We start from the raw sequence: 16,538 nt of genomic DNA, 5'->3' as shown, positions 1-16,538 counted from the left end.
CCGCCGCAAGGCCGCAACACCTTCACGCCCATGCAACAGATCCATCACCTCATCGACGGCAAGCCGGTCCAAGGCGCCGACTACTTCGAAACCGTCAACCCCGCCACGCAGGACGTGCTGGCCGAAGTCGCCTCGGGCGGCGAGGCCGAAGTGAACGCCGCCGTGGCCGCCGCCAAGGCCGCCTTCCCCAAGTGGGCCGGCCTGCCCGCGCCCGAGCGCGCCAAGCTCATCCGCAAGCTCGGCGACCTGATCGCCAAGCACGTGCCCGAGATCGCGCAGACCGAGACCAACGACTGCGGCCAGGTGATCGCGCAGACCGGCAAGCAGCTCATCCCGCGCGCGGCCGATAACTTCTACTACTTCGCCGAGATGTGCACGCGCGTGGACGGCCACACCTACCCCACGCCCACGCACCTGAACTACACGCTGTTCCATCCGGTGGGCGTGTGCGCGCTCATCAGCCCGTGGAACGTGCCCTTCATGACCGCCACCTGGAAGGTCGCGCCCTGCCTGGCCTTCGGCAACACGGCGGTGCTGAAGATGAGCGAGCTGTCGCCGCTCACGGCCGCGCGCCTGGGCGAGCTGGCGCTCGAAGCGGGCATTCCCGCCGGCGTGCTGAACCTCGTGCACGGCTACGGCAAGGAAGCCGGCGAGCCGCTGGTGGCGCACCCCGACGTGCGCGCGATTTCGTTCACCGGCTCCACCGCCACGGGCAACCGCATCGTGAAGAGCGCGGGCCTGAAGAAGTTCAGCATGGAGCTCGGTGGCAAGAGCCCCTTCGTGATCTTCGAAGACGCCGACCTCGACCGCGCGCTCGACGCGGCCGTGTTCATGATCTTCAGCAACAACGGCGAGCGCTGCACGGCCGGCTCGCGCATCCTGGTGCAGCAGTCGATCTACGCCGACTTCGCCGCGAAGTTCGCGGAGCGCGCCAAACGCATCGTCGTGGGCGACCCACTCGACGAGAAGACCATCGTCGGCCCGATGATTTCCCAAGCCCACCTGGCCAAGGTGCGCAGCTACATCGAGCTGGGCCCGAAGGAAGGCGCGACGCTGCTGTGCGGCGGCCTCGAGGCGCCCGCCAACCTGCCCGACCGCGTGAAGAAGGGCAACTACGTGATGCCCACCGTGTTCGCCGACGTCGACAACCGCATGAAGATCGCGCAGGACGAGATCTTCGGCCCGGTCGCCTGCCTGATCCCGTTCAAGGACGAGGCGCACGCCATCGAACTGGCCAACGACATCGCCTACGGCCTGAGCAGCTACGTGTGGACCGAGAACATCGGCAAGGCGCACCGCGTGGCCGCTGCGGTCGAAGCCGGCATGTGCTTCGTCAACAGCCAGAACGTGCGTGACCTGCGCCAGCCCTTCGGCGGCACCAAGGCCTCGGGCACGGGCCGCGAAGGCGGCACCTGGAGCTACGAAGTGTTCTGCGAGCCGAAGAACATCGCGGTGTCGATGGGCTCGCATCACATTCCGCACTGGGGCGTGGCGTGAACACGCAACGCCGCACGCTGCTGCAGGGCGCCGCCGCATTCGCGGCCCTGCCCTCGCTGGCGCGCGCGCAAGCTGCATGGCCGAACAAACCCGTGCGCATCGTCGTGCCCTTCACGCCCGGCGGCACCACCGACTTCGTCGCGCGGCTCGTCGGCCTCGAACTCGGCAAGGCGCTGGGCCAGCCGGTGATCGTCGAGAACAAGCCCGGCGCCGGCACGGTGATCGGCGTCGATGCGATCGCCAAGTCGGCGCCCGACGGCCACAGCTTCGTGTGCGTGGCCAACAGCTTCACGGCCAACCAGACGCTGGTGCGCAAGCTGCCCTACGACACGCTGAAAGACCTGCGCCCGGTCGCGCTCATGGGCATGTCGGAGCACGTGCTCGCCACGCACCCGGGCAGCGGCCTGAAGACGCTGGCCGACCTGCGCAATCAGGCCAAGGCCAAGCCCGGCACGCTGAGCTTCGCCTCCTTCGGCAACGGCACCTCGGCCCACCTGTCGGGCGAGATGCTCAAGCTGCAGATGGGCCTGGACATCGTGCACGTGCCCTACAAGGGCCAGGGCCCGGCGCTGGCCGACCTGCTCGGCGGCCAGGTGACCGTCATGTTCGGCAACTGGCCCGAGTTCCGCGGCCATGTGCAGGCCGGCAAGCTGGTGGCGCTGGGCATGGCGACCGCGCAGCGCTCGCAGTACGCGCCCGCGATACCCACACTGGCCGAACAGGGCGTGGCCATCGAGTCCAATTCGTGGAACGGCCTGCTGGCCCCGGCCGGCACGCCCGACGCCATCGTGCAACGCGTGAACGCCGAAGTGAACCGCGCGCTCGCCTCGCCGGCCGTGACCGAGGCGTTCCACAAGGGCGGCATCGCGTCGCTGTCGGGCACGCCCGAGCGCTTTGCCGAGTTCATCCGCAGCGAGATCGCGAAGTACGGCGACGTGATCCGCAAGGCCAACATCCAGATCGAGGGCTGACCATGAGCCTCTATGCGATGCAGAAATTTTTGTTCGCGCTGAACCGCGACGCGGACGTGCAGCGCCGCTTCGGCGAAGGCGGCGACACGCGCGCCACGCTGCTGGCGGGCTACGACCTGAACGACGAAGAGCGCGAGGCGATCGGCAGCGGCGACATCGGCAAGCTCTACGTGCTCGGGTGCAACGGCCAGCTGCTGATGCACTTCGCGCCCCTGCTCGGCGTGGCATGGGCGGACTACCTGGAAGCGATGCGCGAAGGCGTGCGCAAGTACGGGCCCGTGCGCGCCGGCATCTACGCAATGACAACAGGCACCGACGAGAAAGTGGCAGGCGTATGAGTCTCGTATTCGCAGGCGTGTGCAGCCACGCCCCCGGCATCACCGGCCGCGCGCACCTCGCCGACCCGGCGGTGAAGGACGAGTTCCACGCGCAGTTCCATCGCTTCGGCGAGGCGATGCGCGCCACGAAGCCCGACGCGGTGATCGTCATCGCGGCCGAGCACTTCGCGAACTTCTTCATGAACAACATGCCGGCCTATGCGATCGGCATGGCCGACAGCTACGAGGGCCCGATCGAAGACCCGAAGTGGCTGGGCATCGAGAAGCACACCATCCCCGGCGACGCCGCGCTGTCGCAGCGCCTGATCCGCGAGGTGATGCAGACCGTGGACGTGGCCTACGCGGAAGAATGGAAGTTCGACCACGGCATCATGGTGCCGCTGAACTTCCTCACGCCGAACTTCGACACCAAGGTCATTCCCGTGAACATCAACTGCCAGGGCCCGCCGCTCACGCCGCTGCACCGCGCGTGGGCCTTCGGCGAGGCCTTGCGCCGCGCCTGCGACAAGGTGCCCGAGCGCATCGCGCTGGTGGGCACGGGCGGCATCTCGCACTGGCCGGCCACGCCCGACTCGGGCAAGGTCAATGCCGAGTGGGACGCCGAGTTCATGCGCCGCTGGTGCGCCAACGACCGCGAGGCGCTGCTCTCGCAGGCCGACTACGGCGACGAGGCCACCTACCGCGAAGCGGGCCAGGGCGGCTTCGAGATCCGCACCTTCCTGAGCGTGGCCGCGGCCGCGCGCGGCAAGGGCGAGATCTTCCACATGAAGGCCATCCCGATCTTCGCGGTGACCTGCACGGCCGCGACGATGTCGGTGGTTTGAACGGAGCACGACCATGCCGCACCTGGTGATCCTGTACACGCCCAACATCGAGGCCGAGACCGACCTGTCGGCGCTGTGCCGCACGCTGGCCGACACCATGCTCGAACAGCGCGACGAGGCCGGCAAGCCGGTGTTCCCCACCGGCGGCACGCGCGTGCTGGCCTACCCCGCCGCGCACTACGCGGTGGCCGACGGCCAGGCCGACTACGCCTTCGTGTACCTGAACCTGCGCATGGCCTCGGGCCGTTCCGAGGCGGTGAAGAAGAAAGCCGGCGACGAGCTGCTGGCCGCCGTGCGCGCGCATTTCGAACCCGTCTTCACGCAGCGCCACATCGGCATCACGCTGCAGATCGACGAAGCGCCGGGGCAGGTGTACGACGGCAAGCACAGCAACCTGCATCCCCTGTTCAACAAATCATAAAAAAGAAGCGAGCCCCCATGCTCTCCACCGCCACCATCGCCCAACTGGCCGCCGAACTGCACGAGAGCGAGAAGTCGCGCGTCCAGGTCGAGCATTTCTCCAAGCGCTTCCCCGAGATGACCATCGAGGACGGCTACGCCATCTCGCGCGAATGGGTGAAGCACAAGATCGCCGAAGGCCGCATCGTGAAGGGCCACAAGATCGGCCTCACGTCGCGCGCCATGCAGCAGGCCAGCCAGATCACCGAGCCCGACTACGGCACGCTGCTGGACGACATGTTCTTCGAGCAGGGCGGCGACATTCCGTTCACGCGCTTCATCGCGCCGCGCATCGAGGTCGAGCTGGCCTTCGTGCTCGGCAAGAAGCTGCAGGGGCCGAACGTGACCATCTTCGACGTGTTGGCCGCCACCGACTACGTGGTGCCCGCCATCGAGATCATCGACGCGCGCATCGAGCAGTTCGACCGCCACACCAAGGCCATGCGCAAGGTGTTCGACACCATCGCCGACAACGCGGCCAATGCGGGCATCGTGCTCGGCGGCCGGCCGGTGAAGCCCGACGCGGTCGACCTGCGCTGGGTGAGCGCGCTGCTCTACAAGAACGGCGTGATCGAGGAATCGGGCGTGGCCGCGGCCGTGCTCAACCACCCGGCCACCGGCGTGGCCTGGCTCGCGAACAAGCTCGCGCCGTGGGACGAATGCCTCGAAGCCGGCGAGATCGTGCTGGGCGGTTCGTTCACGCGCCCCACCAACGCCGTGCCGGGCGACACCTTCCACGCGGACTACGGCCCGCTCGGCTCCATCGCCTTCCGTTTTGTCTGACGAGTTTTTTCATGCACACCCCACTCAACACCTTCAAGCAGGCCCTGCAAGCCGGCCAACCCCAGATCGGCCTGTGGGTCGGCCTGGGCGACGGCTACGTGGCCGAGCTGCTGGCCGGCACCGGCTACGACTGGCTGCTGGTCGACGGCGAGCACGCGCCCAACGACGTGCGCTCGGTGCTCGCGCAGCTGCAGGGCATCTCCAGCGCGTGGTCGGCGCAGCCCGACGCGCAGCGCTCGCACCCCGTCGTGCGCATTCCGGTCGGCGACACCACGCTGATCAAGCAGTACCTGGACATCGGCGCGCAGACGCTGCTGGTGCCGATGGTCGACACCGCCGAGCAGGCCGCGCAACTGGTGCAGGGCATGCGCTACCCGCCCGAAGGCATCCGCGGCATGGGCAGCGCATTGGCGCGTGCCTCGCGCTGGCAGGCGTACCCCAACTACCTGCACGAAGCCAACGCGCAGACCTGCCTGCTGGTGCAGGCCGAGACGGTCGAAGCGATGAAGAACCTCGACGCCATCGCGGCCACGCCGGGCGTGGACGGCGTGTTCATCGGCCCGGCCGACCTGTCGGCCTCGATGGGTTTCGTGGGCCAGCCCAACCACCCCGAGGTGCAGGCCGCGATCGCCGACGCCATCGCGCGCATCCGCAAGGCCGGCAAGGCGGCCGGCATCCTGTCGACCACCGAGGAGCAGGCGCGCAAGTGGCTCGCGGCCGGTGCGCTGTTCGTGGCCGTGGGCGTCGACACGATCCTGCTCGCGGCTGCCGCCAAGCAACTGCTGGCGAAGTACAAGGCCGCGCCGGGCGCCACCGCGCCCAACGGCTACTGATCCACCGTCAAGGAAATTTCGATGCGACGCACCACCCTCGCGGCTTTCGCCGCAGCTGCCGCCCTGCTTCTAGGCGCCTGCGCCCAGACGGGCCCGGCCTCGACCGCGCAGGCCCGGCAGGAAGCCAACCGCCAGACCGTGCTCGCCTTCTACGAGAAGGGCCTGAACCAGAAGGACGCCGACGCAGCACTGCAGTACGTGGGCAACCGCTACGTGCAGCACAACCCGACGGCGGCCGACGGGCCCGAGGGCTTTCGCAAGTTCATCGCCTTCCTGCGCGAGAAGTTTCCGAACTCGAAGAGCGAGATCAAGCGCAGCTTCGTCGACGGCGACTACGTGATCCTGCATGTGAACGCGGTGCGCGAGCCGGGCACGCGCGGCAGCGCCATCGTCGACATCTTCAAGCTCGAGAACGGCAAGATCGTCGAGCACTGGGACGTGGTGCAACCCGTGCCCGAGACCGCCGCGAACAAGAACGGCATGTTCTGACGCCCCGCCCTTCCACGAGCCAGCCTTCGCCAGCCGCATGACCACGCCCACCGACCCCACGAAACGCTTCCGCTCCGCGACCATCCGCGAGGGCACGATCCGCGCGACCACGCGCAGCTTCCTGCACGCGCTGGGCCAGGACGACGAGGACATCGCGCGCCCGCACGTCGGCGTGTTCCACACGGGCGGCGAGATGAGTCCGTGCAACCTCAACCTGCGCGAGCAGGCGCAGCACGCCAAGACCGGCATCTACGCGGGCGGCGGCACGCCGCACGAATGCCCCGTGGTTTCGGTGAGCGACGGCCTGACGATGGCGCACTCGGGCATGCGCTTCTCGCTGATCTCGCGCGAGCTCATCGCCGACAGCGTGGAGGCCTCGACGCGCGGCCACCAGTGGGACGGCATCTTCGCCATCGGTGCCTGCGACAAGAACCTGCCGGGGCTGATGATGGGCATGGTCCGCTGCAACGTGCCCAGCGTGTTCGTGCATGGCGGCTCGGCGCTGCCGGGCCAGATGCCCGGGCCCGATGGCCGCGACCTGAACGTGGTCGACACCTACGAGACCATCGGCAAGGTGCTGGCTGGCACCGCCACGCACGACGAGCTCGACGCCATGAGCCGCGCCTGCCTGCCCACGGCCGGCGCCTGCGCGGGGCAGTTCACGGCCAACACCATGGGCATGGTGTCGGAGGCGCTGGGCCTGGCGCCCATCGGCTCGAGCATGGTGCCCGCAGTGTTCAGCGAACGCGCGCCGCTGATGCGCCGCGCCGCGAAGCAACTCATGAAGGCGGTGATGGGCGACGGCCCGCTGCCGCGCGACGTCGTGACGCGCAAGGCGCTCGAAAACGCCTGCGCCGTGGTCTCGGCCACGGGCGGCTCGACCAACGCGGCGTTGCACCTGCCGGCGATCGCGCACGAGGCCGGCATCAAGTTCCACCTGGACGACGTGGCCGAGATCTTCGCGCGCACGCCGCTCATTGCCGACCTGCGCCCCGGCGGCCAGTACCTGGCGCGCGACGTGTACTACATCGGCGGCGCGGGCGTGATCCTGCGCGCGCTGCTGGAGCAGGGCTTCCTGCACGGCGACGCCCTCACCTTCACCGGCCGCACGCTGGCCGAGGAAGTGGCCGACGCCGCCGCGCCCGACGGCCGCGTGGTGCGCGAAGCGGGCAACCCGATCACGCGCGACGGCGGGCTGGCCGTGCTCAAGGGCAACCTGTGCCCCGACGGCGCGCTGCTCAAGACGGCGGGCCTGAAGACGCTGGTGCACCGCGGCCCGGCGCGCGTCTTCAATTCGGAAGAAGAAGCGCAGGCGGCGGTGCAGAACCGCCGCTACGAAGCGGGCGACGTGATCGTCATCCGCAACGAAGGCCCCAAGGGCAGCCCCGGCATGCGCGAGATGCTGGGCATCACCGCGCTGCTGTACGGCCAGGGCATGGGCGACAAGGTGGCGCTGCTCACCGACGGGCGTTTTTCGGGCGCCACGCGCGGCCTGTGCATCGGCTACGCGGGGCCCGAGGCGGCCGACGGCGGGCCGATCGCGGTGCTGCGCGACGGCGACATGGTGGCCATCGATGCGCGCGCCGCGGCGCGCAGCATTTCGGTCGAACTGAGCGCCGAAGAAATCGCGTCGCGGCTGGCCGGACGTGAGGTAAACGCGGGGGCGGCGCACGGTGGTTTGTTGGAAAAATACGCGCTCACCGTGCGCCCTGCCCACCAGGGCGCCGTGACCCACTCGGGCGCGGTCACCTGGCTGCGCGACGAGTCGTGATCCTGTTCCCTCCTCACCATCCCGAAAAGAGACAGACATGACCTTCACCCGCCGCCACATGCTGCAGTCCACCGGCGCTTCGGCGCTGCTCGCCAGCCTCGGCCAGCAGGCCTTTGCGCAGGCTGCCGCGCTCGAGAACGCCACCATCGTCACCGGCTTCGCGGCCGGCGGCACCTCGGACACCACCTGCCGGCGCATCGCGCTGAAGCTGAGCCCCGACTACGCCAAGACCGCCGTGGTCGAGAACCGCACCGGCGCGGGCGGCCAGATCGCCGTGAGCTACGTGAAGGGCCGCCCGGCCGACGGCACCACCATCCTGCAGACGCCCACGTCGATCCTCACGATCTACCCGCACATCTACAAGAAGCTGCCCTACGACCCGATGGTCGACCTCACGCCCGTGAGCCTGGCCTGCATCTTCGACTTCGGCTTCGCGGTGGGCCCGGCCGTGCCGGCCACCATCAAGACGGTGCCCGAGTTCCTCACCTGGGCCAAGGCCAACCCGGCCGGCGCCAACTACGGCTCGCCGGCCGCGGGCTCCACGCCGCACTTCATCGGTGCGCTGCTGGGCAAGCAGGGCGGCGTCGAGCTCAAGCACGCGGCCTACCGCGGCACGCAGCCGGCCATGCTCGACCTGCTGGGCGGCAACATCTCGGCGGTGTCGGGCCCCATCGGCGACATCACGCAGCACCTGCAATCGGGCAAGGTGCGCATCCTGGGCGTGTCGGGTGCCAAGCGCAGCCGCTTCGCGCCCGATGTGCCGACCTTCGGCGAGCAGGGCATCAAGAACATGGCGCACAGCGAATGGTTCGCCTTCTTCCTGCCGGCCAAGGCCTCGCCCGAGCTGGTGACGAAGCTCAACACGGCGATGAAGAACGCGCTCGCACAGAAGGACGTGATCGACGGCCTCGGCACCTTCGGCCTGGAAGCCATGTCTTCCACGCCGGCCGAGCTGGCCGATCTGTTGAAGAAGGACACCGCCAAGTGGGCGCCGATCGTGAAAGAGGTCGGCTTCACGGCTGAAGGTTGATCACATGAAGGAACTGCCATGAACACACTCGCCACCGCGCCGTCGGCGCTGGTCCATCCCTCGATCCATCCCGACGAGCGCGCCGCGCGCGAGGAGCTCGCGGCCTGCTACCGCGTGTTCGCGATGCTGGGCTGGACCGAGATGATCTACAACCACATCACGGTGCGGCTGCCCGACAGCGTGACGGGTGGCGAGAAGCAGTTCCTCATCAACCCCTTCGGCCTGCACTACAGCGAGGTGACGGCCAGCAACCTGGTGAAGATCGACCTGCAGGGCAAGGTGCTCGACGGCTCGACCTACCCGGTGAACCCGGCCGGCTTCGTGGTGCATGCGGCCATCCACGACGGCCTGCCCGGCGCGCACTGCGTGATGCACACGCACACCACGGCCGGCGTGGCCGTGGCCTGCCTGCAGGGCGGCCTGCAGCAGACCAATTTCTATACCGCCCAGCTGCACGGCATGGTGGCGTACCACGACTTCGAGGGCATCACGATCCATGCCGACGAGGGCCCGCGCCTGCTCAAGAGCATCGGCGAGCGCAACGCGGTGATCCTGCGCAACCACGGCCTGCTGGCCTGGGGCCAGACGCTGCCGCAGACCTTCGCGATCCTGTGGACGCTGCAGCGCGCCTGCGAGATCCAGATGGCGACCTTCTCGATGGGCGCCGCGATTCCGGTGAGCGAAGAGATCGCGCAGCGCTGCACGCGCGACGCGCTGCAGTTCAGCCCCGCGCACGGTGCCGGGCAGGACGTGTTCAATGCGCTGGTGCGGCAGGTGGACCGCATCGACCCGAGCTACCGCAACTGAGGCGCCTGTTCCCATGAAGATTTGCATCTACGGCGCCGGCGCGATCGGCGGATGGATCGGCGTCGGCCTCGCACAGGCAGGCCAGCGTCTCAACGTGGTGGCGCGCGGCGCCACGCTCGATGCGCTCCAGCGCGACGGCCTCTCGCTGATGCGCGGCGACGTGCGCACGCGCGTGCCGGTGAACGCGGTGGCCGACCCCGAGGCACTGGGTGTTCAAGACCTGGTGGTGATCGCCGTGAAGGCGCCCGCGCTGGCCGGTGTGGCCGAACGCATCGGGCCGCTGATCGGCCCCGACACGATCGTGCTGGTGGCCATGAACGGCGTGCCGTGGTGGTTCCTCGAAGGCGGCTTCGGCGGCGAGATCACGGGGCACCGCCTCGCGGCCGTCGACCCCGAAGGCGCCATTGCGAAGGCCATTCCCTCGCGCAACGTGATCGGCTGCGTGGTGCACGCCAGCTGCTCGCTCGACGGGCCGGGCGTGGTGCGGCACCACTTCGGCAACGGGCTGATCGTGGGCGAGCCTTCGGGCGAGGCGACGCCGCGCGTGCAGAAGCTGGTCGAACTGCTCAAGAGCACGGGCATCGACACCACGCTGTCGCCGCAGATCCAGAAGGACGTGTGGTTCAAGCTGTGGGGCAACATGACGGTGAACCCGATCAGCGCGCTCACCGGTGCCACCACCGACCTGATCATGGGCGACGACTATGTGCGCGGGTTCATCTCGGCCGTGATGCTCGAGGCCAAGGAGATCGGCCGGCGCATCGGCATCGAGATCACGCAGAGCCCCGAAGACCGGCACGCGGTGACGATGAAGCTCGGCGCGTTCAAGACCTCGATGCTGCAGGACGTGGAGGCGGGCCGTTCGGTGGAGCTCGATGCGCTCGTCACCGTGGTGCGCGAGCTGGGCGAGCTGACGGGCGTGGCCACGCCGTTCACCGATGCGCTGCTGGGGCTGGCGCGGCTGCGCACGCGGCAGCTCGGGTTGTACTGAGCGAACTGCCGCTGATTACCAGCGGTTTTCAGGCGCGGCGCCGATGGCCTCGACGCAACGGGCCACGATCTTCACGCGTTCCTCGCGCAGCCGCTGCCAGCCGTCGGCCTGCCACTGGGTCCAGGCCAGCGGCTCCGATTCGTAGCTGCAGCCGATCGGCGGGCGCATGAAGCCCGCGCGCCCCAGCGAGGCGCCGAACTTGAGCCGGAACAGTTCGTCCGAGCCCATCAGGTTTTCGTAGACGAGGTGCCACGACCCCGGGACCAGCGGCGAGTCGGCCTCCTTCGGCGTCTGGCGCGCGGCCTCGATCTCTTCGGGCGTGGAGCCGTCGGTCAGCGCGGTGGCGAGCGCGGTCTCGGTGCGGCGGCGGTAGATGTCGGTGGCGATCTTGCTCAGGGCCTCCTGCAGGTCGCTCATGGCCGGGTTGACGCTCACCGGGTCGTCGCGCAACGCTTCGAGCGTGGTGCCGCCGAGGCCGTCCTTCGAGAAACCCTGCACGGCCGCGCCGGTGCCGAGCACGGCGAACGCGACGTTCAGCGCGACCTGGCCGGCCACGCGGCCCACCGTGTCTTCGCGGCGCACCACGCGCAGGTGATCGGCGCCGCTCTGCTGGGGCATGCGCAGGTAGCGGACGCGGGTTTGGGATGGGGTTGCGGCAGGGGTGGCTTCGGCGGGTGCCGAGGCTGCGGCCATGGGCGGTGCAGCCGCTTCGGTCTGGGCTTGCGCCGAGAAGCCGGCGATGGCCAGCGCCAGGCCGAGGGCATGCCGTGCGGCACGCGACGGCGTTCGTTTCTTCGTCGAATGGGTCATTGAACTGTTTTCCTCCGGCGCGGATTGTCTCCGGCGGGCGGCTCGGTTCTATCGACGATGTTCGGGGCGTGTGCACAGGCCACCGGGTACTTCCCTCCGCGAATGTCCCCCGGCCTACGGCCTCCTCCTTGATTTCGCTGCGGGAAGCACCCAGTGTCCTGCGCACGGGACGCGGCGGTGGTGTGCGGCCGATCAACGACTGCACTGCCCAACGCTCACGTCGATGGGGTGCCTTGCGCAGCGAAATTAAGGGGGAGCCCGAAGGGCGGAGGACATTCGCGGAGCAAGGCTCCCCGTCGGCGGGAGCGTCGCCCTGAATGTCAGGCGCTCAACCCGCCAACCCGACGTACACGTTCTGCACGTCGTCGTTCGCGTCGATGGCGGCAAGAAACGCCTCGACCTCTTCCAGGTCCGCAGCACTCAGGCTCGCCGGATCGACCGGGTTCTTGGGCCGGTAGCCCAGCTTGGCCGACAGCACGGTAAAGCCCTGGGCCGGCAGTGCGCGGCTCACGAGGTCGAGGTCGGCGGGCTCGGTCAGGAACAGGGTGGTGCCGTCTTCGGCACCTGGCTCGAAGTCCTGCGCGCCGGCTTCGATGGCGGCCACTTCGGCGTCGGCGTCCTTGCTGGCGGGCTCGGCTTCGATCATGCCGAGGTGGTCGAAGTCCCACGAGACGGAGCCGGAGGTGCCGAGCTGGCCCTTGCGGAACAGCACGCGCATTTCAGGTGCGGTGCGGTTCACGTTGTCGGTCAGGCACTCGACCATCACGGCCACGCGGTGCGGGGCGAAACCCTCGTACATGACGTGGTCGAAGTGCACCGCCTCGCCCGTGAGGCCGGCGCCCTTCTTGATGGCGCGGTCGAGCGTGTCCTTCGGCATCGAGACCTTGCGGGCCTGCTCGACGACCAGCCGCAGCCGCGCGTTCGAGGCCGGGTCGGCGCCGTTGCGCGCGGCGATCATGATTTCCTTGGCCAGCTTGCCGAACAACCGGCCCTTGGCATTCGCGGCCACGTCCTTGTGCTTGGCTTTCCATTGCGCGCCCATGTCTGCATTCCTTGGTGTTGTGGGGGGCGGCGAAACGCCGCAGCCCCCGAGGATGCCACGAGCCGGGGGCCGCGCCCAGCCGGCCCCCTTCCGCCGTCAGGGGCGCCCCGTCTGCCCTCCCTCCTCCGGCGCCAGGCTCACCCACAGGGCCGCGCCCACGATCAGCAGGCCGCCGGCCCAGCCCCAGGCGCCGATGCGCTCGCCCAGCCCGAGCGCCGCGATGGCCGCGCCGAACACCGGCTCGCTGCCCATGAGCAGCGACACCCGGCTCGGGCTGCTGCGCGAGGCCGCGTGGTTCTGCGCGAAAAAGGCGAACACGGTGCACAGCAGCACGAGATACGCCATGCCCCACCAGAAGCCGGCCGTGGCGGGCGGCAAGTGCCAGGCGCGCTCGCCCGACACGGCCAACAGCGACAGCGCCGCCGCGCCCAGCGCCATCACGCCGGACTGCACGGCCGTCAGCGTGAGCGCCGGCAGGGTGTGGCGGCCCGCCAGGCGGCGGGTGAGGCACACCATGACGGCGCGCAGGAAGGCGGCGGCGAGCATGAGGGCGTCGCCCCACCCCATCGACAGGTCGGCGAGCGTGGGCGCCGACAGCAGGGCCGCGCCCACGGCCGAGAGCCCCGCCGCCCAGAACACGCGCCGCGCGGGCCGCCGGCCCAGCAGCCACCACTCGACGAAGGGCGTGATCGCCACGCACAGGCTGATGAGGAAGGCGGCGTTGCTCGCCAGGGTCAGCGAGACGCCGAAGGTCTCGCACAGGAAGATGGCGAGCAGGTTGGCGCCCAGCAGGCCGCCCACGGCAAGCCCCTGGCGCCATTGCGGGTCACGCCACAGCGGCCGCAGCGCGGGCAGCAGCACGAGAAAGGTGAGGCCGAAGCGCAGCGCGACGAATTCGAGCACCGGCAGCTGCTGCGTCGCCTGCTTGGCCACCGCGTAGCTGCCGCCCCAGACCGCCGCCACGAGCAGCAGCATGAGTTCGGCGGGGCCGAAGCCGGCCGTCCACGACCCGCGCCCCGCCGGGACCGCACCTTGCAACGCCTTTGAATCCATACTGTCTGCCCGCGGCCCGGGGCGCCTGAAAGAAGAAGAGAAGGCGCATTGTTCCGGGCGGCACCAGGGCCGCACAGCCGTCGGCCGGAACAGGACTCTTGCGTGGTCGGAACGAATTCATTTCTCAAGGTGCTGCCCGAGATGGTCACCTTCGTGCGGGTCGCCGAACTGGGCAGCTTCTCGGCCGCGGCCGACCTGCTGGGCATCACGCCCTCGGCCGCGAGCCGGCAGGTGAAGCGGCTCGAACAGGAGATCGGTGTGCAGCTGCTGCAGCGCACCACGCGCCAGCTGCGGCTCACGGAGCCCGGCGCCGAGGCTTTTGCGCGCTGCCGCGAGCTGGTGGCGGCGGCGCAGGGCGCGATGGACATCGGCGCGCAGTTCGCGCGCACGCCCACCGGCCGGGTGCGCCTGAGCGCGCCGAAGGCCTTTGCGCGGCGCGTGCTGCATCCGCACCTGCTCGACTTCCTGCGCCAATACCCGGCGGTGGACGTGCAGCTGATCGTGGCCGACCGCGACATCGATCCGATCCGCGAAGGCGTCGACCTCGTGGTGCGGCTGACCACGGCGCCGCCCGAGGGGCTGGTGGCGCGGCGGCTGATGGCGGTCGAGCACATCCTGTGCGCCACGCCGGCCTACCTGGCGCGCCACGCCGCCATCGCGCACCCGCACGACCTGCGTGCGCACAGCTGCCTGTCGCTGGGCGAGCATGAGCGCGACAACCACTGGCGCTTCCGAAAAGACGGTGAAGACGAGGTCGAGGTGGTGGTGGACGGCCGCTACGTCTGCAACCACAGCGAGATGCGGCTCGACGGCGCGCTCGCGGACCTGGGCGTGGCCTGCGTGCCGGCCTTCACGGCGCGCGAGGCGCTGGACGAGGGCCGCGTGGTGCGCGTGCTGCCCGACTGGGCGCTGCAGGGCAGCTACCAGGGGCACGCGTGGCTGATGTACCCGCCCAGCCGCTACCTGCCGCCCAAGTGCCGGGTGCTGGTCGAGCACCTGCTCAGCGCGGTGCCTTCCCCGTGAGCACGCGCACGGCCTCGGGCAGCGAATGGACCTGCGGCATGAAGTGGTCGATGAGCGCGCCCAGCGCCACCGCGCAGACCACCGCCCCCAGCAGCGGCTTCCAAGTGAGCCGCACCGCCGCCATGAGCCAGCCTTCGCGCGCCACGCGCACCGCGGCGCGGGCCGACACGTAGGAGAAGGCGACTTCGATCGCCACGGCCAGCAGCGCGTCCCAGCTGAAGTACAGCAGCACGAGCGAGCCCGCGCCGAGCACGACGGCCACGCACAGCAGGAAGATGGCGAGCACCGGCACGACGATGATCGCGCCTTCGTCGGCGCTGCCCGCGGCGTCGAGCGCGCCGCTGGCCACGTCGGAGAGTGCGCTGCCGCCGTCGGCGGCGTCGGGCGCGCATCCATGATCACTGGAGCCGTCGGCACTCAGGTCCGCATCGGGCGCCTCGAACTCGGTGCGCCGCTCCACCAGCCGCTGCGCCCACCAGCGCAGCACGCACAGATACCCGACGTAGCCCACGCCGAGCGTGACGAGGTAGCGCACGGCCAGCGACTCGACGTGCAGCAGGTGCATCTGCAACGCCGACACGCCCCACATCAGAAGCAGCGTGAAAGTGCCGATCAGCAGGCCGTGCGTGCGCAGGCTGTGGTCGCGGTGCAGGTCGCGTTCGACCTGGGTTTCCCACAGGCGCACGGAGCGCCAGTTGGAAAGAACCTTCACGTCATTCGTCGGCGGGTGCGAAGGGCACCCGCGGCGCAACCGCGCACATGAGCTCATAGCCGACGGTGCCGGCGGCCTGGGCCACCTCGTCGATCGGCAGCACCGCGCCGGTCAGGGCCGAGCGGCCCCACAGCGTGACCTCGGCGCCGAACTGCGCGTCGGGCACGGGCGTGAGGTCGACGGTGATCATGTCCATGCTCACGCGGCCCACCATGCGGGTGCGCACGCCGTTCACGAGCACCGGGGTGCCGGTGTCGCAATGGCGCGGGTAGCCGTCGGCATAGCCGACCGCCGCGATGCCGATGGTGAGCGGGCCTTCGGCCGCAAAGCGCGAGCCGTAGCCGATGGTGTCGCCGGCCTTCAGCGTCTGCACCGAGATGAGCCGGGTCGACAGCGTCATGGTCGGCTGCAGCTGCCAGTGCGCCGCGTCGTGCTCGGGGAAGTCGGGGGCGCTGCCGTACAGCACGATGCCGGGGCGCACCCAGTCGCCGCGCGTGCGCGGCGCATGGCGCAGCGTGGCGGCGCTGTTGGCGATGGAACGCTCGCCGGGCAGGTCGCGCGTGGCGCGCTCGAACACCTCGAGCTGGTGCTCGATGCCGCGCGGGCCGTCGGCGTCGCTGAAGTGCGTCATGAGCGAGATCTCGTCGACCTGCGGGAGCGCATTGAGGCGCGTCCAGGCCGAGCCGAAGCGCTCGGGCGAGAAGCCCAGGCGGTTCATGCCGGAGTTCATCTTCAGGAACACGCGCTGCGGCTTGAGGGTCTTGTGGGCCGCGAGCATGTCGATCTGCTCGTCGCAGTGCACCGAATGCCACAGATCGAGGCGCGAGCACAGCTCCAGGTCGCGCGCGTCGAACACGCCTTCGAGCAGCAGCACCGGGCCGCGCCAGCCCAGCGCGCGCACGCGCTCGGCCTCGGCCAGGTCGAGCAGCGCAAAGCCGTCGGCGCCGCGCAGGCCCTCGAAGACACGCTCGATGCCGTGCCCGTAGGCATTGGCCTTGACCACGGCCCAGACACGGGCGTCGACGGCCGAGCGGCGGGCGCGGTCGAGGTTGTGGCGCAGGGCGGCGGTGTGGACGGTGGCGAGAATGGGGCGCGGCATGGCGGG

General features: G+C 69.7%; 18 protein-coding genes. 13 read left to right on the top strand and 5 right to left on the bottom strand.

Annotated elements, in window-relative coordinates; genetic code table 11:
- Positions 1–30 precede the first annotated feature (30 nt).
- From hpaE to AC07OX_RS23365, 12 genes are read left to right on the top strand one after another with little or no spacing between them, the layout of a single operon-like run.
- On the top strand, positions 31–1,497 hold the full coding sequence (hpaE, locus tag AC07OX_RS23420) for a 5-carboxymethyl-2-hydroxymuconate semialdehyde dehydrogenase (RefSeq protein WP_495262061.1): 1,467 nt from the start codon (positions 31–33) through the stop codon (positions 1,495–1,497).
- Positions 1,494–2,468: a Bug family tripartite tricarboxylate transporter substrate binding protein gene (locus AC07OX_RS23415; RefSeq protein WP_495262060.1), complete on the top strand. Its 975-nt coding sequence runs from the start codon at positions 1,494–1,496 to the stop codon at positions 2,466–2,468. The genes hpaE and AC07OX_RS23415 overlap by 4 nt, the downstream gene beginning before the upstream one ends.
- Positions 2,469–2,470: 2 nt before the next feature.
- Positions 2,471–2,806, top strand: coding sequence for an aromatic ring-opening dioxygenase subunit LigA (locus AC07OX_RS23410; RefSeq protein ID WP_159273489.1), 336 nt, complete (start codon positions 2,471–2,473; stop codon positions 2,804–2,806).
- The gene (locus tag AC07OX_RS23405) at positions 2,803–3,630 is read left to right on the top strand and encodes a DODA-type extradiol aromatic ring-opening family dioxygenase (RefSeq protein WP_062476853.1); all 828 of its coding nucleotides are present in this window, start codon (positions 2,803–2,805) and stop codon (positions 3,628–3,630) included. The genes AC07OX_RS23410 and AC07OX_RS23405 overlap by 4 nt, the downstream gene beginning before the upstream one ends.
- 13 nt (positions 3,631–3,643) lie before the next feature.
- Positions 3,644–4,051: a 5-carboxymethyl-2-hydroxymuconate Delta-isomerase gene (locus AC07OX_RS23400; RefSeq protein WP_495262059.1), complete on the top strand. Its 408-nt coding sequence runs from the start codon at positions 3,644–3,646 to the stop codon at positions 4,049–4,051.
- A 17-nt stretch (positions 4,052–4,068) separates the two neighbouring features.
- Positions 4,069–4,872 (top strand): 2-oxo-hept-4-ene-1,7-dioate hydratase, encoded by an 804-nt coding sequence (gene hpaH, locus AC07OX_RS23395; protein WP_062476860.1) that lies wholly within the window; start codon positions 4,069–4,071, stop codon positions 4,870–4,872.
- 11 nt (positions 4,873–4,883) lie between these two features.
- Positions 4,884–5,705, top strand: coding sequence for a 4-hydroxy-2-oxoheptanedioate aldolase (gene hpaI / locus AC07OX_RS23390; protein ID WP_492682411.1), 822 nt, complete (start codon positions 4,884–4,886; stop codon positions 5,703–5,705).
- A 21-nt stretch (positions 5,706–5,726) separates the two neighbouring features.
- Positions 5,727–6,194 carry a nuclear transport factor 2 family protein gene (locus tag AC07OX_RS23385; protein WP_159273486.1) on the top strand — a complete coding sequence of 156 codons (468 nt, stop codon included), beginning with the start codon at positions 5,727–5,729 and terminating at the stop codon, positions 6,192–6,194.
- 37 nt (positions 6,195–6,231) lie between these two features.
- A complete protein-coding gene (gene ilvD, locus AC07OX_RS23380; RefSeq protein ID WP_495262058.1) occupies positions 6,232–7,965 on the top strand; it encodes a dihydroxy-acid dehydratase in 1,734 nt (577 codons plus the stop codon).
- 37 nt (positions 7,966–8,002) lie between these two features.
- Entirely contained in the window at positions 8,003–8,995 is a 993-nt protein-coding gene (locus tag AC07OX_RS23375) for a Bug family tripartite tricarboxylate transporter substrate binding protein (protein ID WP_390347331.1), read from the top strand.
- A gap of 18 nt (positions 8,996–9,013) precedes the next feature.
- Positions 9,014–9,802 (top strand): class II aldolase/adducin family protein, encoded by a 789-nt coding sequence (locus AC07OX_RS23370; protein ID WP_307696513.1) that lies wholly within the window; start codon positions 9,014–9,016, stop codon positions 9,800–9,802.
- Positions 9,803–9,815: 13 nt separating this feature from the next.
- Entirely contained in the window at positions 9,816–10,793 is a 978-nt protein-coding gene (locus AC07OX_RS23365; RefSeq protein ID WP_495262057.1) for a 2-dehydropantoate 2-reductase, read from the top strand.
- A gap of 15 nt (positions 10,794–10,808) precedes the next feature.
- On the opposite strand, the gene AC07OX_RS23360 is transcribed toward AC07OX_RS23365, so the two are convergent.
- The 3 genes from AC07OX_RS23360 to AC07OX_RS23350 all read right to left on the bottom strand — a co-directional run bounded on the left by AC07OX_RS23360 (position 10,809) and on the right by AC07OX_RS23350 (position 13,698).
- Positions 10,809–11,603 (bottom strand): hypothetical protein, encoded by a 795-nt coding sequence (locus AC07OX_RS23360; RefSeq protein WP_495262056.1) that lies wholly within the window; start codon positions 11,601–11,603, stop codon positions 10,809–10,811.
- Positions 11,604–11,931: 328 nt separating this feature from the next.
- On the bottom strand, positions 11,932–12,645 hold the full coding sequence (locus AC07OX_RS23355) for a YebC/PmpR family DNA-binding transcriptional regulator (RefSeq protein ID WP_095949820.1): 714 nt from the start codon (positions 12,643–12,645) through the stop codon (positions 11,932–11,934).
- 96 nt (positions 12,646–12,741) lie between these two features.
- Positions 12,742–13,698, bottom strand: coding sequence for a DMT family transporter (locus tag AC07OX_RS23350; RefSeq protein ID WP_495262055.1), 957 nt, complete (start codon positions 13,696–13,698; stop codon positions 12,742–12,744).
- A gap of 141 nt (positions 13,699–13,839) precedes the next feature.
- On the opposite strand from AC07OX_RS23350, the gene AC07OX_RS23345 reads away from it, so the two are divergent.
- Entirely contained in the window at positions 13,840–14,721 is an 882-nt protein-coding gene (locus AC07OX_RS23345) for a LysR family transcriptional regulator (RefSeq protein WP_495262141.1), read from the top strand.
- Here the strand turns inward: AC07OX_RS23345 and AC07OX_RS23340 are convergent.
- The gene (locus AC07OX_RS23340; protein WP_495262054.1) at positions 14,699–15,433 is read right to left on the bottom strand and encodes a hypothetical protein; all 735 of its coding nucleotides are present in this window, start codon (positions 15,431–15,433) and stop codon (positions 14,699–14,701) included. The two genes, AC07OX_RS23345 and AC07OX_RS23340, sit on opposite strands and share 23 nt — an antisense overlap.
- A 1-nt stretch (position 15,434) precedes the next feature.
- Entirely contained in the window at positions 15,435–16,532 is a 1,098-nt protein-coding gene (gene alr, locus AC07OX_RS23335; protein WP_095949822.1) for an alanine racemase, read from the bottom strand.
- Positions 16,533–16,538 lie beyond the last annotated feature (6 nt).

This window comes from Variovorax sp. GW821-FHT09D07 (assembly GCF_059416345.1).
The sequence above is the reverse complement of the archived record's forward strand: the minus strand, read 5'-3'. Positions and strand labels throughout refer to the sequence as shown.